The organism is Planktothrix agardhii (genome assembly GCF_904830935.1).
In the GTDB taxonomy this organism is placed as follows: Bacteria; Cyanobacteriota; Cyanobacteriia; order Cyanobacteriales; family Microcoleaceae; genus Planktothrix; species Planktothrix agardhii.
Genome location: NZ_LR882952.1, coordinates 640,041 through 663,322 on the forward strand (window position 1 = coordinate 640,041; position 23,282 = coordinate 663,322).

General features: G+C 37.3%; 24 protein-coding genes. 12 read left to right on the forward strand and 12 right to left on the reverse strand.

All coding sequences use genetic code 11. The features are described from left to right. Window positions 1-58: 58 nt before the first annotated feature. The 3 genes from NMG88_RS02935 to NMG88_RS02945 all read left to right on the forward strand — a co-directional run bounded on the left by NMG88_RS02935 (window position 59) and on the right by NMG88_RS02945 (window position 3,032). Entirely contained in the window at window positions 59-466 is a 408-nt protein-coding gene (locus NMG88_RS02935) for a response regulator (RefSeq protein WP_026793867.1), read from the forward strand. 142 nt (window positions 467-608) lie between these two features. Further along, the gene (locus NMG88_RS02940; RefSeq protein WP_042151692.1) at window positions 609-2,309 is read left to right on the forward strand and encodes an ABC-F family ATP-binding cassette domain-containing protein; all 1,701 of its coding nucleotides are present in this window, start codon (window positions 609-611) and stop codon (window positions 2,307-2,309) included. A 75-nt stretch (window positions 2,310-2,384) separates the two neighbouring features. Further along, entirely contained in the window at window positions 2,385-3,032 is a 648-nt protein-coding gene (locus tag NMG88_RS02945) for a Uma2 family endonuclease (protein WP_227350040.1), read from the forward strand. Between the two features lie 37 nt (window positions 3,033-3,069). Here NMG88_RS02945 and dprA read toward each other — a convergent pair whose 3' ends face one another. Then, window positions 3,070-4,203, reverse strand: a complete 1,134-nt coding sequence (gene dprA, locus NMG88_RS02950; RefSeq protein ID WP_227350041.1) for a DNA-processing protein DprA — start codon at window positions 4,201-4,203, stop codon at window positions 3,070-3,072. Between the two features lie 550 nt (window positions 4,204-4,753). On the opposite strand from dprA, the gene NMG88_RS02960 reads away from it, so the two are divergent. Next, a complete protein-coding gene (locus tag NMG88_RS02960; RefSeq protein ID WP_042151702.1) occupies window positions 4,754-5,758 on the forward strand; it encodes a 2-hydroxyacid dehydrogenase in 1,005 nt (334 codons plus the stop codon). A gap of 68 nt (window positions 5,759-5,826) precedes the next feature. Here NMG88_RS02960 and NMG88_RS02965 read toward each other — a convergent pair whose 3' ends face one another. Then, on the reverse strand, window positions 5,827-6,717 hold the full coding sequence (locus NMG88_RS02965) for a type IV pilin-like G/H family protein (protein ID WP_042151706.1): 891 nt from the start codon (window positions 6,715-6,717) through the stop codon (window positions 5,827-5,829). Between the two features lie 215 nt (window positions 6,718-6,932). Continuing rightward, entirely contained in the window at window positions 6,933-7,751 is an 819-nt protein-coding gene (locus NMG88_RS02970) for a tetratricopeptide repeat protein (RefSeq protein ID WP_042151709.1), read from the reverse strand. A 593-nt stretch (window positions 7,752-8,344) separates the two neighbouring features. Here NMG88_RS02970 and NMG88_RS02975 point away from each other — a divergent pair. From NMG88_RS02975 to NMG88_RS02985, 3 genes are read left to right on the forward strand one after another with little or no spacing between them, the layout of a single operon-like run. Beyond that, window positions 8,345-8,701 carry a DUF7980 family protein gene (locus tag NMG88_RS02975; RefSeq protein WP_227350042.1) on the forward strand — a complete coding sequence of 119 codons (357 nt, stop codon included), beginning with the start codon at window positions 8,345-8,347 and terminating at the stop codon, window positions 8,699-8,701. 31 nt (window positions 8,702-8,732) lie between these two features. Next, window positions 8,733-9,008 (forward strand): hypothetical protein, encoded by a 276-nt coding sequence (locus NMG88_RS02980; RefSeq protein ID WP_227350043.1) that lies wholly within the window; start codon window positions 8,733-8,735, stop codon window positions 9,006-9,008. Window positions 9,009-9,061: 53 nt separating this feature from the next. Then, a complete protein-coding gene (locus tag NMG88_RS02985; protein ID WP_235765585.1) occupies window positions 9,062-9,862 on the forward strand; it encodes a prohibitin family protein in 801 nt (266 codons plus the stop codon). 8 nt (window positions 9,863-9,870) lie between these two features. On the opposite strand, the gene NMG88_RS02990 is transcribed toward NMG88_RS02985, so the two are convergent. Further along, entirely contained in the window at window positions 9,871-10,836 is a 966-nt protein-coding gene (locus NMG88_RS02990) for a LysR family transcriptional regulator (RefSeq protein ID WP_227397489.1), read from the reverse strand. 129 nt (window positions 10,837-10,965) lie between these two features. On the opposite strand from NMG88_RS02990, the gene NMG88_RS02995 reads away from it, so the two are divergent. The 4 genes from NMG88_RS02995 to NMG88_RS03010 all read left to right on the forward strand — a co-directional run bounded on the left by NMG88_RS02995 (window position 10,966) and on the right by NMG88_RS03010 (window position 13,492). After that, window positions 10,966-11,553 (forward strand): Crp/Fnr family transcriptional regulator, encoded by a 588-nt coding sequence (locus NMG88_RS02995; RefSeq protein ID WP_026793876.1) that lies wholly within the window; start codon window positions 10,966-10,968, stop codon window positions 11,551-11,553. A 90-nt stretch (window positions 11,554-11,643) separates the two neighbouring features. Further along, a complete protein-coding gene (locus NMG88_RS03000; protein WP_051319517.1) occupies window positions 11,644-12,204 on the forward strand; it encodes an MgtC/SapB family protein in 561 nt (186 codons plus the stop codon). Window positions 12,205-12,225: 21 nt separating this feature from the next. After that, window positions 12,226-12,915 (forward strand): cadmium resistance transporter, encoded by a 690-nt coding sequence (locus tag NMG88_RS03005; RefSeq protein WP_026793878.1) that lies wholly within the window; start codon window positions 12,226-12,228, stop codon window positions 12,913-12,915. A gap of 115 nt (window positions 12,916-13,030) precedes the next feature. Next, window positions 13,031-13,492: a YidH family protein gene (locus tag NMG88_RS03010; protein WP_227350046.1), complete on the forward strand. Its 462-nt coding sequence runs from the start codon at window positions 13,031-13,033 to the stop codon at window positions 13,490-13,492. 48 nt (window positions 13,493-13,540) lie between these two features. On the opposite strand, the gene NMG88_RS03015 is transcribed toward NMG88_RS03010, so the two are convergent. After that, complete coding sequence (locus NMG88_RS03015; protein ID WP_042151726.1) at window positions 13,541-14,506, reverse strand: TIGR00341 family protein; 966 nt, start codon at window positions 14,504-14,506, stop codon at window positions 13,541-13,543. 122 nt (window positions 14,507-14,628) lie between these two features. Here NMG88_RS03015 and NMG88_RS03020 point away from each other — a divergent pair, with 122 nt between their 5' ends. Continuing rightward, window positions 14,629-14,964 (forward strand): cupin domain-containing protein, encoded by a 336-nt coding sequence (locus NMG88_RS03020; protein WP_235750956.1) that lies wholly within the window; start codon window positions 14,629-14,631, stop codon window positions 14,962-14,964. A 107-nt stretch (window positions 14,965-15,071) separates the two neighbouring features. Here NMG88_RS03020 and wecB read toward each other — a convergent pair whose 3' ends face one another. The 7 genes from wecB to NMG88_RS03055 form a co-directional block, all read right to left on the reverse strand. Next, window positions 15,072-16,196 (reverse strand): non-hydrolyzing UDP-N-acetylglucosamine 2-epimerase, encoded by a 1,125-nt coding sequence (wecB, locus tag NMG88_RS03025; protein ID WP_254035096.1) that lies wholly within the window; start codon window positions 16,194-16,196, stop codon window positions 15,072-15,074. A gap of 92 nt (window positions 16,197-16,288) precedes the next feature. Continuing rightward, complete coding sequence (locus tag NMG88_RS03030) at window positions 16,289-18,025, reverse strand: ABC-ATPase domain-containing protein (protein ID WP_254035097.1); 1,737 nt, start codon at window positions 18,023-18,025, stop codon at window positions 16,289-16,291. A 21-nt stretch (window positions 18,026-18,046) separates the two neighbouring features. After that, window positions 18,047-19,123 carry a M28 family peptidase gene (locus NMG88_RS03035; protein WP_254035098.1) on the reverse strand — a complete coding sequence of 359 codons (1,077 nt, stop codon included), beginning with the start codon at window positions 19,121-19,123 and terminating at the stop codon, window positions 18,047-18,049. Next, entirely contained in the window at window positions 19,120-19,665 is a 546-nt protein-coding gene (locus NMG88_RS03040; protein WP_254033512.1) for a hypothetical protein, read from the reverse strand. Before NMG88_RS03040 ends, NMG88_RS03035 begins: the two co-directional genes overlap by 4 nt. A gap of 21 nt (window positions 19,666-19,686) precedes the next feature. Beyond that, the gene (gene purU, locus NMG88_RS03045) at window positions 19,687-20,541 is read right to left on the reverse strand and encodes a formyltetrahydrofolate deformylase (protein WP_042151738.1); all 855 of its coding nucleotides are present in this window, start codon (window positions 20,539-20,541) and stop codon (window positions 19,687-19,689) included. Window positions 20,542-20,650: 109 nt separating this feature from the next. Continuing rightward, window positions 20,651-22,081: a D-alanyl-D-alanine carboxypeptidase/D-alanyl-D-alanine endopeptidase gene (gene dacB, locus NMG88_RS03050; protein WP_254035099.1), complete on the reverse strand. Its 1,431-nt coding sequence runs from the start codon at window positions 22,079-22,081 to the stop codon at window positions 20,651-20,653. After that, entirely contained in the window at window positions 22,078-23,268 is a 1,191-nt protein-coding gene (locus NMG88_RS03055; RefSeq protein ID WP_042151745.1) for a lipid-A-disaccharide synthase-related protein, read from the reverse strand. The genes dacB and NMG88_RS03055 overlap by 4 nt, the downstream gene beginning before the upstream one ends. Between the last annotated feature and the right edge of the window lie 14 nt (window positions 23,269-23,282).

A 23,282-nucleotide genomic window follows, 5' to 3' on the forward strand; every position in this document is an offset into this window, starting at 1 on the left:
AGTGCGAGAACTCTTTGGAGTCTCGCCTTTTTTATAAATAAGTTTTAGAGATAAAAGTATGCCTGAAAGCAAACTGAAACTCATGGTGGTTGATGATGAGCCAGATAATCTCGATCTGCTCTATCGGACATTCCGGCGGGAATTTCAGGTATTTAGAGCCGATAGTCCTTCGGGGGCGATGAATATTCTCGACACCGAAGGGGAAATGGCGGTAATCATTTCTGACCAAAGTATGCCCGAAATGACTGGGATTGAGTTTTTCACCCAAGTTACCCAGCTTTTCCCTGATACCATTAGAATTCTGCTCACGGGTTATTCTGAAGATGCTTTGGATTTAGATTCTGGAAACATGGCATCAACTAATATCTTTAAGTGTATTACCAAACCCTGGGATCCTGAAGCTTTTAAAGCTATTATTCAAAAGGCGGTAGAAACCTATAAAGCAGCAAAGCAGAACACGGATTAAACGGATTTCAGGGATTTCACAGATTAGGTTCCTTGCTGCGCTCAATTAAATATTAAGAGCCAAGCAAGAAGCGTAATCCGTGTAATCATCTTAATCAGTTTAATCCGTGTTCTTTCTTTTATTATAGTTAAGGAGATTCTCAATGTTACGACTTGAACATATTAGTAAAATTTATTCTACAGGTTTAGTTCTGAAAGATGTGAATTGGGAAGTTAAGCCGGGCGATCGCGTTGGTTTAGTCGGGGTAAATGGGGCGGGAAAATCAACGCAATTAAAAATTATTGCGGGAGAAATGGAGCCGACTTCGGGGGAAATTATTCGTCCAGCAAGTTTGAAAATTGCCTATTTAACCCAAGAATTTGAAGTCAACCCCACCCATACGGTGCGGGAAGAATTTTGGACGGTATTTAAAGCCGCTAATCAAATTCAAGAATCCTTGACCGAGGTACAACATGAAATGCAAACCGCCAGTCCAGAGGAGTTAGATCAATTAATTAAAAAATTAGATCGTTTACATCGAGATTTTGAAGCGATTGGCGGGTATACTTTAGAGTCTCAAATTGAGAAAATATTACCGGAAATGGGGTTTGAGTCGGAAGATGGCGATCGCTTAGTTAGTGCTTTTAGTGGCGGTTGGCAAATGCGTATGAGTTTAGGAAAGATTTTACTCCAAGAACCGGATTTATTATTATTAGATGAACCGACTAACCATTTAGATTTAGAAACCATTGAGTGGTTAGAAGTTTATCTTAAAGGGTTAACAACTCCGATGGTAATTGTTTCCCATGACCGAGAATTTTTAGATCGTCTTTGTACCCAAATTGTGGAAACAGAACAGGGGGTTTCTAAAACCTATTTAGGGAATTATTCGGCTTATTTACAACAAAAAGAAGAAGCGGAATTAGCTCAATTAAGTGCCTATGACCGCCAGCAAAAAGAGTTAGAAAAACAACAGGCTTTTGTAGAACGATTCCGGGCTAGTGCCACCCGCAGTACCCAGGCCAAAAGTCGGGAAAAACAACTGGATAAAATAGAACGAATTGAGGCCCCCAGTTCTTCTTCTGGGACCCTAAAATTTCGATTTCCGGCTTCGGTAAGAAGTGGTCGAGAAGTTGTCAATATTCAAGATTTAACCCATTTTTATGATAACAAAGTTTTGTTTTTAGGGACAGATTTATTAGTAGAAAGGGGCGATCGCATTGCCTTTTTAGGGCCGAATGGTTGCGGAAAATCTACCCTACTGCGTTTAATTATGGGTTTAGAAGAAGCAACGGAGGGCAAGGTTGGTTTAGGAGAACATAACGTTATTCCAGGATATTTTGAACAAAATCAAGCCGAGGCATTAGATTTAGAAAAAACCGTTATGGATACTATCCATGATGAAGTTCCTGAATGGAAAAATGAAGAAGTTCGGACTTTATTGGGACGGTTTTTATTTAGTGGAGATACGGTTTTAAAACAGGTTAATGCGTTAAGTGGAGGGGAAAAAGCTCGTTTAGCCTTAGCAAAATTATTACTCCAACCTGTGAATTGCTTAATTTTAGATGAACCTACAAACCATTTAGATATTCCCGCCAAAGAAATGTTAGAGGAAGCAATTCAACATTACGATGGAACGGTTTTAATTGTTTCCCATGATCGGTATTTTATTTCTAAAGTTGCCAATAAAATTGTCGAAATTCGTGACGGAGAGTTTCGGGTTTATTTAGGGGATTATCATTATTATCTGGATAAACTAGCGGAGGAGAAGGAACAAGCACAGTTAGCAAAATTAGAAGCGGAGAAAGCAGCTAAAAAAGCAGCTAAAGATGCTAAGAAAAAAGCCAATGCTAAACAAAAATAATATCCTCAGATGAGAAGTGGGATAGGTTTTGAGGATTAATATTAAGGAAACAGCGAATTAACACAAGGCAAAAACATGAGTGTAACTTTTCCTATTCAAGCGATTAAACTCACTCCGGGCAGCCAGATTACTATTTCTAACCTGTCTTGGCAAGATTTCGAGGAGATTTTGATTGACTTAGGAGAAAAACGCAACAGTCGCGTTACCTACGACCGAGGAACCCTAGAAATTATGTCCCCTTTGGCACTGCATGAACGTCCCCATCGGATTATCGCCGATATCCTTAAAACGATTTTAGATATTCAAGGGCGCGACTGGGAGGATTTTGGTTCAACGACCCTCAAACGTCCACCGATTGGCGGAATAGAACCCGATACTTGCTTTTATATCGAAAATGCCCAACGGGTGCAAGGTTGTACCAACTTAGATTTAAAACAGTATCCACCCCCAGACTTAGCAATAGAAGCGGATGTTACCTCTAAAACGACTTTAGATGTCTACGAAGCCATCGGAGTTCCTGAAGTTTGGATTTATCGAAATCAACAGTTAAAAATTTACTTACTTTCTGATCAAGGTTACACTGAAACTTTTGATAGTCCTACCTTTCCTGAGTTATCCCTAACGGAACTTATTCCACAATTGGTGCAAAAAGCGATTGATGCTGGAACTAGCAAAATGTTACGAGAATTAAGAACCGAAACAGTCATCAGTCATCATGTATAATGTTCAGATAACTCGGAATTGATTTTATATTGATTTATTAATTAATCTTTCGATATCGCATTCCCGGTAATTGTTCCACTAATTCTAATAATTCTAATTGTAATAATGCTGCTGATACGTTGCCAGCGTCTAAATTTAGATGAACAATAATTTGATCAAAAGCCATAGGTTCCGATGAAAGTGCTTGTAATACTTTAGATAATTCTGGGTCTAAATCAGGTATAAATTTTGGGGGTTGAACCGGAATTTCAAATAAAGATAATTGTTGAGGTTCATCTAAAGGTGGCATTGCCCCTAATTGTTCGAGTAATTCGTCTAAATTAACCGGAATTAGACTCGCCCCACCATTAATTAATTTCAAACACCCCTGAGAATTTTGATCATCCAAACGACCGGGTAAAACATAAACATCTCGACAAAATTCATTGGCAACATGAGCCGTAATTAATGCCCCGGATTTTTGGGGAGCTTCCATCACAAAAACTGCCCGACTTAACCCGGCAATAATCCGATTTCGTTGGGGAAAATGACGGGGATTGGGTTTAGTTCCCGATGGATATTCACTAACTAATAATCCTTGATTAATCACCGCTTCACAAAGTTGACGATTTTCTTTAGGATAGGCAATATCTACCCCAGTTCCTAACGCTGCAATAGTTCGTCCTCCGACCTCCAAACAACTGCGGTGAGCTTGGGTATCAATTCCGGCCGCCATCCCCGAAACAATCGTAAATCCTCGACGGGTTAAGGTCATACTAATTTGACGAGTCCAGCGACAACCGTATTCCGTGGGAGTGCGGGTTCCAACAATAGCAAGCGTAGGAGTAATCCCCTGATTTTCATTGGTTTCAACCTTTCCCCGATAATATAAAACCGGAGGAAAGGTGGGAATTTCTAATAATAATCGGGGATATTCAGCATCAGCAGGAGTCCAAAAATAGGGGTTTTTAGCAGTATGTTGTTCTAAGAATTCTTGGGGGTTAATTTGCGATCGCTGTTGGACAATTTTCTCAGCCGTTTGCTGGCCAAAACCTTCAACTGACCTTAACTCATTTGTCGTTGCTTGCCAAGCAATTTCTAATCGTTGAAAATGCTGTTTTAGACGCTGAATTGAGATGGAACCTACCCCATTAATTTGTGACCATGCTAACCAGTATGTTCGTTCTTCCACAAAAAATAGACTCCTATATTCTTGAACATTAGCTATAATCTGTATAACTTGAAAATTTATCTTGAATAAAACTTTATAAATTATATTTTAAAACACCCTATCCTCGATTAATAGATTGATTCCCTTACCTAATAATGTTACAAGATATTTAGCCCGATACAGAAGCAATGATATTTCTGAAAACTCTTCTGTTATAACATAAGTCTGGGAGCTTGAAAACGAGCGTGTCTTCAGACCACCAGATGAAAAGCGCGGGCCCATGGGAATAAATTCCCCGTGAATATTTTCCATAATCTATGTTAACATAAGGTAGGTCGAAAAAAGGGGATTTCTATGATAGTTATGGAATACAAAGTTAAAGGCAAACCCAATCAATATAAAGCGATTGATGAAGCAATTCGCACCACCCAACTCATTCGCAATAAAGCAATTAGATATTGGATGGATAATTCAAGATAATTACAGATTGATAGATTTGCCTTAAATAAATATTCTACAACTCTCAGAAATCAATTCCCCTCAAAGTGTTGTAACGTTTAACAATCTACCCATGAAAGTTGCTGTTTTTAGTACCAAGTCCTACGATCGCAGATTTCTTGAGCTAGAGAATACCATCTCTAAAGCGAATCATGAGTTAGTTTTCTTTGATGCTCGTTTGCAACCCCAAACCGCATCACTAGCGGCTGGATTTCCTGCGGTCTGTGTTTTTGTGAATGATGATTTAGGAACAGAAACCCTGGAAACTTTAGCATCTCAAGGGACAAAGTTAATTGCCCTTCGTTGTACAGGATTTAATAATGTTAATCTCAAAACTGCGGCTGAGTTAGGGATTAAAGTGGTACGAGTCACGGAGTATTCCCCCTATGCTGTTGCTGAACACGCCGTGGGATTAATTCTGATGCTCAATCGCAAATTATATCGGGCCTATAATCGGGTTCGGGATGATAATTTTGCATTAGATGGATTGTTAGGGTTTGACCTCCATAATCGCACCGTCGGGGTGGTGGGTACGGGAAAAATTGGGCAGATTTTTGCCCAAATCATGGCGGGATTTGGCTGTCATCTTTTGGGATATGATGTTTATCCTAATCCCAATTTTGAGAAACTAGAAAATGCTGAATATGTTTCTTTAGAAGAACTCTGGAAACGTTCAGATGTTATTTCTCTCCACTGTCCTTTGTTTCCTGAAACTAACCATCTGATTAATCAGGAAACTATTGCCAAAATGAAATCAGGGGTGATGTTAATTAATACCAGTCGGGGAAAATTGGTGGATACAAAAGCAGTGATTGAAGGGATTAAATCAGAGAAAATTGGTTATATTGGGATTGATGTTTATGAAGAAGAAGACAAACTTTTCTTTGAGGATCTTTCCACTACGATTATTCAAGATGATACTTTTCAATTACTGCAATCTTTTCCTAACGTTGTGATTACTGCCCATCAAGGCTTTTTCACGGAAAATGCTTTAGATGATATTGCCCGGACAACGATTGCTAATTTTTCTGATTTTGAGCAGGGAAATCCTTTGACGAATCAAGTCACTGCGTCTTAAAGTTCTGTTGATCTATAGGGTGATAGAAAGTAAGGGTAATTCATGAATTGCCCTTATAAAAATAACTCCTAATTTACTATCGAATATCCCGCCGGACAATTGATCGCTTGAGTGCTGAATAATACGGGTTGAGGAGAAACTTTTTGGGTCGGTTGATCACTCTCACAAATAATTGATTTCGTGTTGATACTATTAATAGGTGAAGGTTCAAGATAAACCATTCCAATATAACTTTTTAATCCGTCTCGTTTCGCCACCGCGACAGATTGAACCATATTTTTTTCATCAATAACTCTAATATTATAGCGATAATTTCGAGTTTCTTCGGGAAGACCTTTAATAAATTCCTCTAAATTATTCCCAAAAACATTATACTTAGTATAACTGGCTTGATTACCTCGATTCATAATGTCAATATATTGTTGTGCTTCTAATTGGGTATCTCGATCAGCTTGTTCTTTTAATTCCGATGCTGTTGGCATTTTAATAGTAACTGAAGTGCCAATTCTAGGGTCTTCAGATATTTTTTTAAACAGCAAAGGTTGAGATTTAAACGTTGTAATCGCAGGTTGTTCATCCCCACTAATATTTAAGTCTAACTGAAGTTGTCCATCTTCTTGTAATTCAAAAATTGCAGTTCCAACAATTTTTCCTTGAGGATCACGAAACAGCATAAATCCGGGTTTAAAAGTCGGATCAATCGTGTATTGTAATTGTATGGCTTCTATGGGTGTTACAAATATATAAATCTTGCCATCCTCAGTAAAAATAATACCGGAGTAAAGATTTGTGGGAACTTGCCATTTTCCTACTAATTGTTTAGCCACCGGATTTTCAGGTTGAGCCGATAAGATGACAGGAGTAATGGCAGAATTTATCACTAAATTTGCTACACTAAAACCGACTAAATTTAAGACTACCGACAAAAAAATTAAACCTTTTTTTTGATCTAAAATCATTAGCTTTTATCCTTATTTTAAGACAATAAATATTGGAATTTACATAAAATATCGAGTTCCTTATCCACTGAAACGCTCATTTAATTCCCCTAAAATCAGTGAAGCATTGGTCATAATGTATTAATTTTTAGAGAAAATAATTAATGGAAAAGCCGTTAAATTGTCGATTCCATTTTAAATGATAATAAAAGGTTATATTCCCTATTCCCTTCTCTCTAATATAATTCTAGCATTAATTTTTTCCGATATTCCTGGGTTAAAAGATGTTCGTCTCCGAGTAAATTGAAAATAGTTAACATCGCTTTTTTTGCGGCATCTTCTTTAAATTTACGATGGGTTGCCACAATCTCTAAAAACAAAGATAAAGCCTCGGAATATACCTGATCTAAAGTCAATTGACAGGCCTTAGCATAATTCTGTTCTAATTCGCTATCTCCAGAGGCGGTAGCATCTTTTTTAAATTGAATTAATTGTTTCAACGCCTGAGCTTTCAGAAAAAATTCTCGCTGATCTTCTGGAATTGTATTTAACAGTTTTTCAGCATTTTCAAATTGGTTTAACACAATTAAAAAATTACCCGCTTCTAACACCACCTCCGGTCGATCTGGATAGGCAGAAAATAGCTGATCAAGTAATTGTTTAGCTTGGGGAAATTTTCGATCAGTAATTGCATTTTTTAACGCTTCTAAACTCCGTTCAAAATCAGATTTTAAATTCATTTGACTCAGGGTTTGCCGAATTTTGATTTCCGTTAAAGCACCAACAAAACCTGGACGCACTTCTCCTTGATCAACAATTCTGACATCGGGTACACCTTCGACTTGATATTCACTTGCTAATTCAGGATTTTGATCAATATCAATTTTTGCTAAAATAAAATCGTATTCTTTCACCAACTTTTCTAAGATTGGTTTTAAAATTTGGCAAGGGCCACACCAAGTGGCATAAAAGTCTATCAATACAGGTTTTTCATAGGAAACCTTGATGATCTCTTGCTCAAAGTTAGATTGATTAACATCGATCGCATATCCCATCTGACAAATCCTCCGATTGACTGCGTTTCCTATTCTATCCTAAATGTTCCGAGTTATGACTTATAATTTATGAAAAAATTGATTCCCACTCTCAACGGTTGAAACTATTATGAACAGATTATTTTATGGTTGAAAATGGCATTATATCAAACGGAAATTGTCAATCAAGATTGTAAAAATTAAGGAAAATATAAGTTATAAAAGTTTAGCAGGCGATCGCCTTACCCTCACCTATCAGAAAAATGGGGCGATTTAGGAAACGATAATTAATCGAGAAAAACGAGTTTGAGAAAATTGGGCAGTTTTAGATAGTCCTGATCTCCAAGAAAGGCTCTATAGTGGCCAACTGGAGATTAAAGTTCCTCAACAACTCCCTGGGGACTGCGAGGCACCCTGATGGGGCTAACTTGGGAGTTTAGAAAATAATTTAATTTGAAATGTATTGAAATTCGCCCAAGATTCATATACAATTTATGCAGAAATGAATTTTATCTCCAGGCAACGGCCAGAATCCTAATTTTTGGGCTGTTTCAGATTACTTTTGATCAAAATTGAGATCAACTGAGTTAAACCTATAAACAATAGAGGTGTTTATGTCTAAAAAAATGATTGGCGGAATCTTAGTTTTTCTAGGTTTTATGATGTCTCCGTTGTGCTGGTGGAATGATTTAATTTTTAACTTACCTATTGCTTATGGGTTTGGATATATTTTTAGTAAATTGTCTCAAGACTTATTTTTTCCTAGTTCTATTTTAGGATATTGGCTCTCTAATTTAGTGGGAATTTTACTCATGCAATATGGAGCCATGAATGTCGTTGAATCTTCGACTCCTGAACGAAATATCAAGAAAGATTTAGCAATAGGTGTATTTTCATCAACTGCTTTTACTCTGATTATGGTAGCATTATTTCAGTCTAATATAATTGACCTTTCGCTGTTGCCTCATTAAACTATAAATCTGTGAATTTTAAGGAAATATCATGTCTGATTTAAGTCCAAATAAACCGTCATTTTGGGACTGTAATTCTGTGCAAAAGTGGTTTATAAGGCATTGGCTGTTTCTAATATTAGGCATTTATTTACCCTTACTCCTGTTTGCTATTCTAGCTTTAAAAGTGTGGGAAAGTCCCAGTGGTTTACCTTGGGATCTGTCGATTTTATTTGCCATTCATTCCACCCGGCACTCCCAACTTGAACCCCTAGCTATCATTTTAACTTCTATTGGTATATTTCCTAGAATTGCCTTATCAGTTTGATATCCTAGTGATCGATCTGATCAGATGCCTAACCACTAAATTGTGATCCGATAATGCCCAGATATTCAGAATTGTTAAAACCCCTTAATCTATTTTTTTTGTTATTATTACTCCTGATATTTTTAAATCCCCTGGTAATTATTAATGCTGGAGAAAGGGGAATTTTTATGGTTTTCGGTAAAGTTCAGACTGAAATTTTGGGTGAAGGATTGCATTTTATTATTCCTGTGGCGGAAACCGTACAAAAGATGACTGTCCGCATTCAAAAACAGGAAATATCCGCAGAGGCGTCATCAAAAGATTTACAAGAGGTGTTTACCGATGTAGCATTGAATTGGCATATTATTCCAGAAGAAGCCAATTTAGCATTTCAACAAATTGGGGATGAAAATGCTATTATAGAAGCGATTATTAATCCGGTTATTGAAGAAATTCTCAAAGCAGTAATGGCAAAATATACCGCCGAAGAAATTATTACTCGCCGAGAAAATGTTAAATCAGAAGTTGATAATTTATTAACGGGTCAATTAATTAATTATCATATTCAAGTGGATAATATTTCTCTGGTTCATGTTCATTTTTCCCAACGGTTTATGGATGCTGTGGAAGCCAAACAAATTGCTGAACAGGATGCTAAAAAAGCTGGTTTTTTAGTTTTAAAAGCCATTAAGGAAGCTGAAGCTAAAGTTAATTTATCTAAAGGAGAAGCGGAAGCTAATGCTTTGTTGCAAAAAACATTAACTCCACAAATATTGCAAAGGCAAGTTGTTGCTCAATGGAATGGAAAACTACCCTTAGTTCTGGATGATAAGTCAATTCATAGATTCAATCTGGACACCTTACTTAATCGTTGATTGATCTATTATATATTTATGTCATTTAATAATAACATTTTTTCAAAGGTTTGAGAAATTTGGGTTTGAAACCGTTGGTAATGTTTAATTTTTAAAAAAGGTCGAATTAATTCTAATTCTTGACCAGAATTTTGACGATCATCAATAATCCTAATTGCTTTTAACAATCCTAATTTTAATTCTTTTTTAACCATCAGTTCAGAAATTCCCGCCGCCACATGAGCTTCTTCGACAATAGCTTTCACCATTTCTCCGGTATTTAAAACTAAAATAACCTTTAATTCATTCAGGTTAATTCCCCAATTTTGCAATGCTTCTTCCAAACGTTGTTGAGTCCCAGAACCCGGTTCTCGCATTACCCAATCCGTATTTTTGAGTTCGGCTAAATCAACCTGTTCTCGCGCAAACCAAGGATGGGATTGTCCGACAACAATTAATAAGCGATCGCTACCAATTTCCTCTTGATTTAACAATTTTTGCAGGGAAGGTTTTACTTCTCCTTCAATTAAGCCTAAATCAAACTGTCCGTTGGCTGTCCCTAAACAAATTTCTTCCGTATTTGCTAAGGTGCAATTGACCATAATTCCTGAATATTGCCGTTGAAATTGACTAATTTTTTCCGGTAGCCAATAGTTACCAATGGTTAAACTAGAACCTAATTTTAGCTCCCCCCGTTGGAGATTATTTAACTCTCTTAATCCCCGTTCAGTTAAAGCCACTTGTTCCAATATTTTTTGGGCTTCAAGTTGTAGTAATTCTCCCGCTTCTGTAATTTCAACATGGCGACCAATCCGATGAAATAACTTAACTCGATATTCCGTTTCCAAACTATGAATCGCAGCACTCACCGCAGGTTGGGTAATATAAAGGCCTTCAGCCGCCCGGGTAAAATGTAGATGTTCCGCCACAGCCAAAAAAATTCGCAGTTGCTCTAGGGTCATTCCAGCCATTATAAAGTCACTTACCTCGCGCATAATCAGGGGATTGGGATTAGTCTGAATGGGGAATAAACAGAATTTAATACAATCATAATTGTATTCTAATGCAAATTGAGGTAATATGCTTTACAATTCTAGTTGAATTTCACTTAGTCTGTATCTTACATGACTTTAGCTCAAAGGATTGCCCCTGAATTTAGTCAGCAACAGCGTTACTTCCAGCGTCGTGACCAACTTCCGGCAAGACGGGATCACCTGTGGAGAATTGAGTCGGGTGTTGTGCGTACCTTCACCTACCTGGAAAATGGAACCGTTGTTACCCTGGGTTTATGGGGGGTAGGGGATGTGGTATCCCGGGTTTTATCGAAATCTGACCCCTACTATATGGAATGTGTCACCCCCGTTCAGGCAACCTCCGTTCCCATCTCTGAATTTGATGACTTACATCCCCTATTAATTGAACATATTCATCAACTGCAAACCTTTTTAGAAATTGTCCATTCTCGTCCCGTTGATGCAGCTTTACATAAACTATTCATCTTATTAGCCAACAAATTTGGTAGTGATGTTCCCCATGGACAACTGATTGAGTTTCATTTAACCCATCAGGAAATTGCTGAAAGTATCGGGACAACACGAGTCACTGTCACCCGACTTTTGAAAGAATTTGAACAGCAAGGTATCATTGAACGGTTGAATCGGCAATTTATTATTCTCCCTGGACATCAACCTTTTTGGCATTATGAAATTTAATTAGTTAGTTTTTTTGATAACTAACTTGATAAACTTGATGATCAGGTTATCGAGAATAATTAGAATCTTTCCTTGGAGTTTATATTATCAATGGCTGTCAATTCTAACCCAATGTTTTTTCTGTCCGATGACTGGTTAACCATTATTTTCCGCTTAGGAATAGCTTTGTTAATTGGAGGTGTGATTGGATTAGATCGTGAGCAACCAAGTAGACCAGCCGGACTGAGAACCTATATGGTTGTTAGCTTAGGGGCTGCAATTTTTGTGATGATTACCCTACAAGCCGGGTTTGATCTTAACTCAACTAATGCTTTGAGTCGTAGTATTCAAGGCATTGCAACGGGAGTGGGATTTATTGGGGCAGGAATTATTTTGCAGCAGTCAAGACCCAATCTTAAACCCAAAGTTAAAGGACTAACTTCGGCAGCAGCTTTATGGTTAACCGCAGGTTTAGGAACTGCCGCTGGATGTGGATTATGGCGGATGAGTTTAATTGGAACCTTAATGACCTTACTCATTTTAAGAGGGTTCAAAAAAGTCAAACTGACTTCAATTTATCGGCTACGAGTTTATAAACCCTTTTATAAACGGCAACGAATTCCTCGTCCTAAAACTCCAACACATACTGAGGGAACGAATTCAGAAGACTAAGAACACAAAAAACCCTAAAAAATGAACCCATTAATTGCTGATATTTTCACTGGAATTGCCACCTTTACCGCCACAAATGTTGATGATCTTCTCATCCTCACCCTATTTTTTTCCAAAGTCAATGATCAGTTCCGCCCTCGCCAAATTATCATCGGTCAATATTTAGGATTTGTTCTGCTCTTACTTGCCAGTTTGCCCGGTTTTTTTGGCAGTTTATTTATTCCTTATGATTGGATTCGCTGGTTAGGTGTAGTTCCGGTGATTTTTGGGATTTCTTATCTATTAAAATCCAAAACAGACAAGGAGGAAGATTTAAAAGATGTAGAAACTCTAAAAATATCAAATAACCCTTCTTTCTGGCAAAATTGGTTATCTCCTCAAATCTATGGAGTTGCAGCGATAACGGTTGCCAATGGTAGTGATAATATTGCGATTTATTTTACCCTATTTGCCAGTAGTAGTTGGGAAAGTCTATTAACCATAATATGTACATTTTTATTCCTGGTAGGGGTTTGGTGTTATCTTGCCTATCGGTTAACCCGTTTTCCCGCTATTTCCAGAATTTTAACCGGGTATGGTCATACCTTTGTTCCCTGTGTGTTAATTGGTTTAGGAGTTTTGATCGTCAAAGAGAACCTTTTATTAGCACTTCTAGCCCTGTTCATTAGTTATGCTTGGGTCTTATTTTCTAGTCCCGATAAAATAACCTGAGTTGAATTTTAGAATTAAGGGGCTATTTCTGAAACCCTTCAATCATAAATTGACTACTGGCAATTTCCACAATCTAGGTTAAGACAGTTCTCTCTATTTTTTTTAATTCTAAACAATGAAAACTGAAGATTATACCGAAACTAACTCCTCTAAATCGATGGACTTACCAGACTCTAAACCTGAAACTAATCAAAAGCGAAAAAAACTCAATCCCTCCCGGGTTCGAGATCATTTAGCCAATGAACGTACCTATCTAGCTTGGATGCGAACTGCGGTTGGTTTAATGGGATTTGGGGTGGTGATTTTACGTCTGCGCGCTTTTCAACCCATTGCTGTCCCTGGCCCCGGTTATGGCTGGAAATTAGGATTATTATTTTCCGGGGTAGGTTTATTAACCGTATTATTATCGACGTTTCAATATTTTGTTGTCCGTCGAGATATTGAAGAAGATAGTTATGAACCCCCTGACCGTTGGGTGATTTTATTTAGTTTAGCAATTACATTATTAGGGTCAGGAATTATTTATTTTGTTTTCACCAGTCCTGTATCCAGTCCCCTTGATTTTGGTGGTTTTTAATAACAGGTGATAATAGGGTGCAAAGGAGTAAGAATTAAGGGTTAATATCTATTCCTTTTCCGCCTCTACTCGTTCAATGTCTTCCACTAAAAAAACTAATGTAAAATTCTGCCTCATTTTTTGATTAATAAAATCTTGAACTAAACCGACTTGTCTTGGAGTAACAGGTTCGGTAGCTCGAACTTTTAAATAAGCAATAGGAGGATCTTGTTTCCAATCAATATAAGTTTCCTGTAAATCTACCCGTTGTCCCGTTAAGGTTTGCTGTTCAAAAATATTTCTTAAATCAGTTTGTAGTTGCAGTTGAGTTACGAACTGTAAAAAACTAATTCCTAAAGGAATAGCTAAAGCAGCAGCAATAAATAAAGTTAAAGCAAATTGTTTTCGCAGTCTGGAATAACCGGCTAAAATAAAAACGATCATACAAGCTAGGGCGATCCCAATTAAATTAGTTAAATAAAGTAAGGTTGCGCCATAACTTAAATCATAAAAACCTTGAGATAAAGTTAAACCAACCACGCATAAAGGAGGCATTAAAGCCACCGCAATTGCGGTTCCGGCTACTGCATCACTAATCCCCTTTTCCACCTTGGTAAAACCGCTTAATCCCCCCGCTACAACAGCAATTCCCAAGTCAATTAATGTCGGTTCAGTTCGGGCTAAAACTTCCGAACCAAAATCTTGAATCCCGGTTACTTTTCCTAAGATCATTGATAATATTAGTGCCACCACCGTTCCCACAATAATCGAGATAATACCACGGCGAGATAATTCTTGATCACTTTTTAAAAGACCAAAGGCTAATCCCCGCAAGGGTAACATAATCGGAGCCACTAACATCGCCCCAATAATCACGGCGGTACTATTACTTAATAATCCAAAGGTAGCAATTAAACAAGCTGTAATCACCAGGACGATATAGTTAAAGCACAGAGTAGATTCAGCTATTAAATCCTGGCGCATTTGGATGACGGCATCATCGGATACTTTTTTGAGTTTGAGTTTACTTTTCATAATAAATATTAAGATTTATCAAGGTTGAAAAATCAGCGATTACTGATCGCTATAGATTAATAGATGTAGGGAATATTATCATAAAAATGTTATAATAATATAACTTTTAAATTTAAAGTTTTATGAAAATAACAGATTTAAACCAAATTCCAGAACAAGAAGTTTCTCACAACCCAGCAATCAAAAAAAAAGTGATGTTGAGTTTAGAAGATTTACCCCACTTAACTAACTTTTCTCAAGCGTGTTTTGCCCCCGGACAAATTGCGAGCGGTCATTCCCATGCTGATATGTCTGAGGTATTTTTTGTGGAATCTGGTTTAGGAAATATCCGTATTAATGGTATAGATTATCAATTAAAACCAGGGGTTTGTATTGCCGTCGAACCTGGGGAAATTCACGAAATTAGTAATACAGGAAATACAGATTTAATTTTAACCTATTTCGGTTTACGCTCCTAACCCTTACGTAGTAAGCCCTTCAGGGCTTTCTTCCCACTTTAACAGTACCTCGGCAATAAATCGCAACAACGGTTTAGGATGCGATGAATCGCAACAACGGTGTTGGTTTAATTGTTGATAGGATTAAAATAATTTTTGATAATATTAATAATCCGTTCCGAAGCGTGACCATCCCCAAAGGGATTAATGGCATTTGCCATATTTTGATAGGCAATTTCATTCTTTAATAATAGACTCGCTTCTGTAAAAATATCCTGTGATCTTGTCCCAACTAATTTAGCGGTTCCTGCTTCCACAGCTTCAGGACGTTCTGTAGTTGTTCTTAATACTAATACCGGTTTTCCTAAACTGGGTGCTTCCTCTTGTAATCCCCCGGAATCCGTTAATACAAAATAACAGCGATCAATCGCCGCCACTAATTCGGTATAATCTAAAGGTTCGGCGAGAAATATCCGGGGATGATTCCCTAATTTTTCGGTTAAAGGTTCCCTAACCGTTGGATTTTTATGCAAAGGTAATAATAGGGCCGTATCAGGAAATTCATTCAGAATTTTTAGGAATCCTTCTGCAATTCCTTCTAGGGGTTTTCCCCAATTTTCCCGCCGATGAACTGTGGCTAAAATTAACCGATAGGAACTATTATTTAATTCAGGAATATGGAGTTGAGGTTGTTGTTTAGCAACGGATAATAAAGCATCAATAACCGTATTTCCAGTATGATGAATTTCTCCTAAAACCCCCGAATTTTTCAGGTTTTGAACCCCTTGAGTCGTGGGGGCAAAATGTAATTGGGTTAACTGAGAAATTAACCGCCGATTTGCTTCTTCAGGATAGGGATTAAACACATCATTGGTGCGTAATCCAGCTTCAACATGACCAACGGTAATTTTTTGATAAAAAGCGGCTAAACTTGCAGCAAAAGCCGTGGTTGTATCTCCTTGAACTAATACTAAATGGGGATTTAATTGTTTGAATAAATCTTCTAATCCCCGTAAACTTTTACAGGTAATATCCGTTAATGTTTGCCGCGCTTCCATGATGTCTAAATCTTGGTCTGCGGTTAAATTGAATAACGTCATCACCTGGGCCACCATTTCTCGATGTTGACCAGTTAAAACCACCTGGGTATCAAATCCAGACGTTTGTTTTAACTGTTGAATTACAGGGGCTAATTTAATCGCTTCTGGGCGAGTCCCAAAAATAACCATAACTCGGAGAGGAATAGGGGGCATAATCATTAATAATTGTCAATAAAAAGTTAAATGAATTAGAGAATTTATCAAGGTTTAACTATCCATTTTCCCTTTATTAAGGGAGGATTAATTTAAGATTGTTTGACTTCTAAGGTTCTAATTCTATTGATAGCCGCAGCTAATTCAAATCGTCGGAATATTGCTAAATCTCCTTGGGGAAATGGGGCAATAATATCTAATCCTTTGGTAGCAATATCATTCATAATTTGATCTAAAATTTGAGGTAGGGTTTTCTCTCCATTAATATACTGTTGTTTAGCATAAACCATTGCCGCTGCGATCGCGCGTAATTGATCTTGAGAAACCAATTGTTCCACCGCAGAAACATCAATATCTTCGGTTCCAAATAATACCTCATCCACATTCCTAACCTTCACCCGCACATCCCAACGTCCCCGACTAGGATCTAAACTTTCAGAAAGAGGAATTCGCGGACGAATAACACCAAAGTTTTCACCCCCTTCTAAGGTGCGACCCGTACTATATTGATAGGCGATTTCTTTGGCTTTTGCGGTTAATTCTACGGCTTGAAAATTCTCCATTCCGATTACCTGATCTGCGACATCAAAATAATCCCCACTACCTCCCATAACTAAAATAGTAGACACAGAATAATCATTATAAAGTTGGCGAACTTTATCAATAAAAGGAGTAATTGGTTCTTGATTTTTAGAAATTAATGCTTGCATTCGGCGATCGCGAATCATAAAATTAGTGGCGGCGGTATCTTCATCTACTAATAATACCGCCGGAATTGAGGGAGAATTTTCGGCTAAAACTAATGCCTCTAATGCTTCCATAATATTAGCAGCTTGGGAGGTACTTCCACTGGCATTTTCCGTGGAGAATTGCGTTGTCGAACGACCTTGAGGTAATTGATTAATAAATGCAGAAATATCCACTCCCGCCACACTGCGACCATCCTCCGCCCTAATTTTTACCGCCGATGGATTGGTAATCACAAATTCCCGACCATCCCCAGGAATATGATTATAAACCCCTAGTTCAATTGCTTTTAATAAGGTTGATTTCCCATGATAACCGCCACCGACAATTAAAGTGATTCCTTGAGAAATTCCCATGCCTTTAATTAATCCTTGGTTGGGACAATTAAACTCCACTTCTAAGGATTTTGGGGATTGAAAAGTAATCACATTTTCTGTCAAAGGGCGACTATCAACCCCACTTTTACGGGGTAAAATTGCACCATTGGCGACAAAGGCAACTAACGCTTTTTCGGCTAATTTTTCCCGTAAATAATCCGCATCTTCTGCCGTTTCAATATGATGTTTAATAGCCTGTTTATCTAAATTTTGATATCTTAAAGATCGGTCTACTAGGGTGGGAATATCATCACAAATCATCATCGTGGCTTGACGACCTAAAATATTGCGTCCCCGGGCAGGAAGTCCGACAAAAAAACGCATTTCTACCCCTTTTTCTGAAGTGGAAGCAGCCGTCCGTTCTAATATTTCCTGACCCATTTTTGTCACCGCAATCATGCCACTTTTGCCCGTTCCCCGATGGCTACTAATCTCGATTGCATTTTGATCAAATTCACGAATTAGATAGTCTCGCAGGGCAATTTCACGGCTGTGGGTGCGGTATAATTCAGCAGGAAATCCGGCAATTGTTGGGGGAATTTGAACACGGAATTTACTCGGTGCAGCAAAGGGATCGCCTTGAACATAATCAATAATTAGGGTGAAATTGGGAAATTCATAAGTCCCTACAATATCTTTATAAGCTTTATAACCTTGATGATCCAGATCAAATAATAGCTGTCGTAGGTTTTCTTGAGTCTTCATATTAGATCATAAATAATTGATTTAATTAAGGGAAGGGGGAATATTAAAGGGGGTCTGACTATTTAGAATTTCAGCAACTACATTATAAATGATTGTGGCTGATCCTTCAAAAAAGTTGGGATCTAAATTAGCCATTGTATCACTAGGTTGATGATAATGGGGCGATCGCAAATTCGCCGTATCGGTGATTAAAACCGCCGGAATACCTTGATACCAAAAGGGAGCATGATCACTGCGTAAAACATCCGGTGTGAGCAAACCTTTTAAGGGAATAGGTACGGCTACAAGGGGCGGAAATTGAACGGAATTAGAGGTTGATATTTTAATGGATTTACTAACCCTTTGAAACACTTTTAATAGTGATAAATTTTGAATTTCTCCCACTACGGTTAAAAATTCTCCTCGGTCTGAAAATTCAACTCCAGTAGCTTCTAAAAGGGGAGTTATAGCAATTCCTGAAGGATAGGTTTGACAGCCGGGTAAATGACAGGCATAACCTACCATATCTAATATAATTGCGGCTTGTAAATTTGTCAAATTTTGGGGTTTTTCCGTAAAGGCAAAACTTCCTAAAAGCCCGACTTCTTCTTGATCAAAAAAGACAATCTTTAATCCCCGAAGTGTGTTTTTTTGAGCCAATAAACGGGCGATTTCTAAAATTACCGCTACCCCACTGGCGTTATCATTAGCACCCGGAGAATTGGGAACAGTATCATAATGGGCAGCGAGTAAGATTACTCCGGCTTTTGGATCGGTTCCTGGGTGTTCCGCTACAATATTAACACCTTGATCAAAGGATTGTAAACTGGGAGCAAAGTTGAATAATTCCAATTGTTTGATCAAATAATTTCGCACCCTTTGTCGATCAGAATCTTGAAATCTTTCTCCTACTAACACTTTAATATGACTCCATAGTTGAGGCGGATCAATTGTATCTAGTTGAGGAGATATCAAGGCAGGATAAGGTGTAATTTGAGTTTGAGAATGGGAGGAAATTGACTCTATTTTATCATCGGGCAATCCAGCATAACATCCGACAATAATTCCGATCGCAATTCCCATCCACAAAAAAATATTAATCCACGGTTTTACCTTCATTCCAGATTAAAATTAATTGGTTTACTGGTTAGCTTAAATTGTTTATCCTCTATTTTAACATAGGGAATATTTATGGTTTCTAATTCCAATAATTGAGGATGTTTAGGCAGCCAGTCTTCAGAAATAGGTTGAAAATTTTCTGCGTTTTTACATAATAAAAAAATTTCTTCTTGTAAACTATTAGCTAATTGATTAATACGATCACAATTTTTTTTAAGTTCAATCCAATTTTTTTGAGCCTGAAAGCGATTAATTTGAGCCTGTTTAACGGCGAGTTTAGCCCTAACTTGTCTTAATTTAATCCGAGTGGCTTGAATTTCTTGATCGAGTTGTTGTAAATTCAATGACCAACGCTGGGCTTCGTCTTGGGTTTGTTGTTGTAAGGTGGCTAAGGATTCTGGGGAAGAATCCAAGGAAAATAAAACAGTAACATGAAAGTTAGAACGCTTACTTCTTAACCTATTATATTCAGCTTTGACCGCATTAATTTGATCTTTGATCGCGTCCCATTCTGTTTGTAAATCTTCTAAAGTTTGGCTCATTTGATCATTTCCTTTGAGTATTTAAGCAAAAACAACGGTTCGATTTCCATAGACTAACACGCGATTTTGAATGTGTAAACGAACCGCCCTAGCTAAAACTAATCGTTCTAAATCCTTGCCTTTTCTAATTAAATCTGCTACGGTGTCCCGATGACTGACCCGCACGACGTCCTGTTCAATAATTGGCCCTTCGTCTAAATCTGCGGTTACATAATGGGCGGTTGCACCGATAATTTTAACCCCGCGTTCGTGCGCTCTTTGATAGGGATTTGCTCCGGCAAAAGCTGGCAGAAATGAATGATGAATATTGATGATTTGGGAAAAATTATCGACAATTTTAGGAGTTAAAATCTGCATATATTTAGCGAGAACTACCAAATCAATTTGGTATTTTTTTAAAAGTTCTAATTGTTGATTCTCTTGTTCTAATTTATTTTCTGCTGTCATGGGTAAATGATAAAAATTAATCCCAAATTGATCGGCAATAGGTTTTAAGTTAGCATGATTACTAATTATTAATGGAATTTCCGCAATAATTTCTTTAGCTTGCCATCGCCAGAGTAAATCTAATAAACAATGATCCTGTTTTGTAACCCAAATGGATAACCGAGGAATGGTATCGGAAAAACGTAGTTGCCAATTGGCATTTAAAGGTTTTGCGATCGCACTAAACGCAGGAGAAATCACCTCACGGGGTAAATTAAATCCTTCTAATTGCCATTCAATTCGGGTTAAAAAAATATTAGCACTAAAATCCGTATGTTGATCGGCATGAATAATATTTCCTCCATTAGAATAAATAAAATTAGCAATTTTGGCAACCAAACCTTTTTGGTCGGGACAAGAAACTAATAAGGTTGCTGTAGGTAGGTTCATTATCAACTCTTATTGATTATATTTAATCATAATTATACCAAACGTTGTTGCGCTTAAGCGCATCTTGATTAAAATAGAATAATAAGATGTGCTAAAGCGCAACAACGGTTTAGGGACAGGATTTTAATTGTGTTAATAATAATATTATTTCATCAACTGCTTGTCTGAGTTCTTCAGGAGATAAGTTGCTTTGATTAATGGTAATACTAAAAACTAATGGTTGATAATTTAGGGGGGAAATATACCCCGCTAAGGATGTAACTCCTCTCATAGTTCCGGTTTTAGCTTGTACAATTCCTGTGGCAGAATTGTCTTTAAACCGTGCTTTTAAAGTTCCACTAACTCCCCCTATCGGGAGAGAATTTCTATATAATTCTGCATTAGAAGAAGCCGCCATCATTCTCAAGGTTTGTACTAATACTAAGGGCGTAACTAAATTATTTCGAGAGAGTCCTGAACCATCAAATAATTGATAATTATTAGGATTAATTCCTAATTTACTTAAAATTAATTTGATTTCTTTTAATCCCGATTCTACGCTATCGGAACGAGAATTTTGCGCCCCTAATGTTCTTAATAGAGATTCAGCAAAAACATTATTACTTTCCAAATTCAGGGTTTTAATTAATTCAGATAAAGGTGGAGATTCTACAAATGCTAATTCTGTTTCTGGATAGGAAAAATTAGAAGAAATTGAGGTTTTTAATACTTTGATTCCAGAATTAATTAAAATTTTCTGAAATTGTTGGATAAAGTTATTGGTCGGTTCGATAACAGCCGCATAAACTGGTTCTGGTTCTCCATTAACTCTTAATTGTCCCAAAATCCTAATAATAGGTTGGCTTAAATCTCGTCCAATATTAACAAATTCCGGTTCATTTTCTCTAACAGTTCGGGTTTGATTATCTATTGTCCATCCCGTTGCTTGTTCGGGACGTACCCAGGTAACTTTTAGGGGTTGTCCTACGGTTTGGGGAGATAGGATTAAATCTAGGGAATTTTGATTTAAGATTAAACTATTAATTGGTGCGCCATAACCCGCTTGTATGTCTTCCCATTGCCAAGTTGAATGTATGGGTGAACCTGTAAAATAACCATCTACAGCTATTAATTGATTAATCTGATTTATGCCTTGATTTTTTAACTGTTGGGCTAAATCTTGCAGTTGAACTTCTGTTAAGCTGGGGTCGCCTCTCCCGACAATATAAATATTGCCTTGAGTGTCTCCATAAATAGAAGTTCTAATCCTAAAATTTGCTCCTAATTTTTGTAAGGTGGCGGCGGTGGTTAATAGTTTAACGGTGGAAGCGGGAATAAAATAATATTGACTATCTCGCTCATAAAGGGTTATATTTGTAGTTAGGGTTTCTATTAAAATTCCCCATCGTGACCGTTGAAATTGAGGACGATTTGCGATCGCATTAATTGTAGGTTCTAGTTCTCCAGGACAAAGGTTTTTAGCCAGGGAATTTGTTTGACCCCAAACGGGCTGGGATAAACTTAATAGGGATATTAAACTACTGAATAAAAAATTTTTCATGATAATTTTCCAGAAACCGAGTTTATAATAAACTGAGCAATTTTCAAACTTCCTCCAGATTTTCCCATGCGCTGCTCTCCATTATTTAAACATAATTTTAAATACTCGGTATTTTCTAAGGTTTGCTTGACTTTTTGGGCAGTTTGGTTTAAGATGAAATCATCCGCAGGTTTAGTTCCGATTAGTTGAATTGATAATCCTAATAACCTTAACTGTGCCTCGGCAAACCGATAGGTAAATGCGGGGCCATTCCCAGGAGTTGTAATCACAGGTTTGCCCAAACCGACCGCTTGTTCGTTCGCAGTTCCCGCCATTCCTAGAACTAAATTAGCCGCGTTTAAAATATCGGCAAAACTATCAGAATAACAAATAACCTCTAAACCATCTTTATTAGTTAATCTGCCGTTTTGATGTTGCCAATTTAAACCTATTGCAATTTGATCTAATTCTGCCATTAAACTCCCCACCGCAGCTACCCGAAATTGAATTTTTTGGGAACTAATTTGATCAATCATTTCCACTAATTTTAACAGCAAGATTAAATTATTTCTAGCTTCAGGAATACGAGAACCAGGAAGCAACGCAATCATTAGGGATGCAGAATCAAGGTTTAAATTAACTCCCCTGGGAGTCAGATTATCCATCATGGGAGTCCCGACAAATTGAGCTTTTCTAATTCCTTGTTTTTGTAAATCCTCTGCGGTAAAATTATCACGGGTAAATATAGCTAAACAGCGAGGAGAATTAAGAAAAAACGGCAGAATTAACCCTAAATTTAGTTTACCTTCATAATAACTAGAATAGGCAGACAGAAAAATTATATAGGGTTTTTTTGTGAAATAAGCGATCGCTGCTACCACAATATCTCCCGTCACCATTAAAATATCATAATCCTTAGCCTGTTTCCAAATAATTTTTAATTGTTTCCCCAATAAACCAATTAAACCCGATGCAATATCCTGTAAAAAAACCAAAGGATTCATATATAAAAATCCTCCCGATGGCAAAGTTCGAGTCGGGGTCAAAATTGTAACTCCCAACTCTTTATAAATATTACCCTCTCCCACAATAGGAACGGCGGCTATTTCAACATTTATATCTAAAGATAATAACGGCTTAATAATCTCCCCATTACAAGTATCCTCACCGTGACCATTACTTAAAAATAAAATTCGTTGATTATTCATAAAACTATGCTACA

Excerpts from the sequence above, each read along its gene's own strand:
- NMG88_RS03055 (WP_042151745.1), bottom strand. The coding sequence starts at position 23,268 with ATGAATAATCAACGAATTTTATTTTTAAGTAATGGTCACGGTGAGGAT.
- NMG88_RS02960 (WP_042151702.1), top strand. The coding sequence starts at position 4,754 with ATGAAAGTTGCTGTTTTTAGTACCAAGTCCTACGATCGCAGATTTCTT.
- NMG88_RS02970 (WP_042151709.1), bottom strand. The coding sequence starts at position 7,751 with ATGGGATATGCGATCGATGTTAATCAATCTAACTTTGAGCAAGAGATC.
- dacB (WP_254035099.1), bottom strand. The coding sequence starts at position 22,081 with ATGAAAAATTTTTTATTCAGTAGTTTAATATCCCTATTAAGTTTATCC.
- NMG88_RS02990 (WP_227397489.1), bottom strand. The coding sequence starts at position 10,836 with ATGCGCGAGGTAAGTGACTTTATAATGGCTGGAATGACCCTAGAGCAA.
- NMG88_RS03010 (WP_227350046.1), top strand. The coding sequence starts at position 13,031 with ATGAAAACTGAAGATTATACCGAAACTAACTCCTCTAAATCGATGGAC.
- NMG88_RS02935 (WP_026793867.1), top strand. The coding sequence starts at position 59 with ATGCCTGAAAGCAAACTGAAACTCATGGTGGTTGATGATGAGCCAGAT.
- wecB (WP_254035096.1), bottom strand. The coding sequence starts at position 16,196 with ATGCCCCCTATTCCTCTCCGAGTTATGGTTATTTTTGGGACTCGCCCA.
- NMG88_RS02975 (WP_227350042.1), top strand. The coding sequence starts at position 8,345 with ATGTCTAAAAAAATGATTGGCGGAATCTTAGTTTTTCTAGGTTTTATG.
- NMG88_RS02980 (WP_227350043.1), top strand. The coding sequence starts at position 8,733 with ATGTCTGATTTAAGTCCAAATAAACCGTCATTTTGGGACTGTAATTCT.
- purU (WP_042151738.1), bottom strand. The coding sequence starts at position 20,541 with ATGAACCTACCTACAGCAACCTTATTAGTTTCTTGTCCCGACCAAAAA.
- NMG88_RS03005 (WP_026793878.1), top strand. The coding sequence starts at position 12,226 with ATGAACCCATTAATTGCTGATATTTTCACTGGAATTGCCACCTTTACC.
- NMG88_RS03040 (WP_254033512.1), bottom strand. The coding sequence starts at position 19,665 with ATGAGCCAAACTTTAGAAGATTTACAAACAGAATGGGACGCGATCAAA.
- NMG88_RS03000 (WP_051319517.1), top strand. The coding sequence starts at position 11,644 with ATGGCTGTCAATTCTAACCCAATGTTTTTTCTGTCCGATGACTGGTTA.
- NMG88_RS03030 (WP_254035097.1), bottom strand. The coding sequence starts at position 18,025 with ATGAAGACTCAAGAAAACCTACGACAGCTATTATTTGATCTGGATCAT.
- NMG88_RS03015 (WP_042151726.1), bottom strand. The coding sequence starts at position 14,506 with ATGAAAAGTAAACTCAAACTCAAAAAAGTATCCGATGATGCCGTCATC.
- NMG88_RS02940 (WP_042151692.1), top strand. The coding sequence starts at position 609 with ATGTTACGACTTGAACATATTAGTAAAATTTATTCTACAGGTTTAGTT.
- NMG88_RS02985 (WP_235765585.1), top strand. The coding sequence starts at position 9,062 with ATGCCCAGATATTCAGAATTGTTAAAACCCCTTAATCTATTTTTTTTG.
- NMG88_RS02965 (WP_042151706.1), bottom strand. The coding sequence starts at position 6,717 with ATGATTTTAGATCAAAAAAAAGGTTTAATTTTTTTGTCGGTAGTCTTA.
- NMG88_RS03035 (WP_254035098.1), bottom strand. The coding sequence starts at position 19,123 with ATGAAGGTAAAACCGTGGATTAATATTTTTTTGTGGATGGGAATTGCG.
- NMG88_RS02995 (WP_026793876.1), top strand. The coding sequence starts at position 10,966 with ATGACTTTAGCTCAAAGGATTGCCCCTGAATTTAGTCAGCAACAGCGT.
- NMG88_RS03020 (WP_235750956.1), top strand. The coding sequence starts at position 14,629 with ATGAAAATAACAGATTTAAACCAAATTCCAGAACAAGAAGTTTCTCAC.
- NMG88_RS02945 (WP_227350040.1), top strand. The coding sequence starts at position 2,385 with ATGAGTGTAACTTTTCCTATTCAAGCGATTAAACTCACTCCGGGCAGC.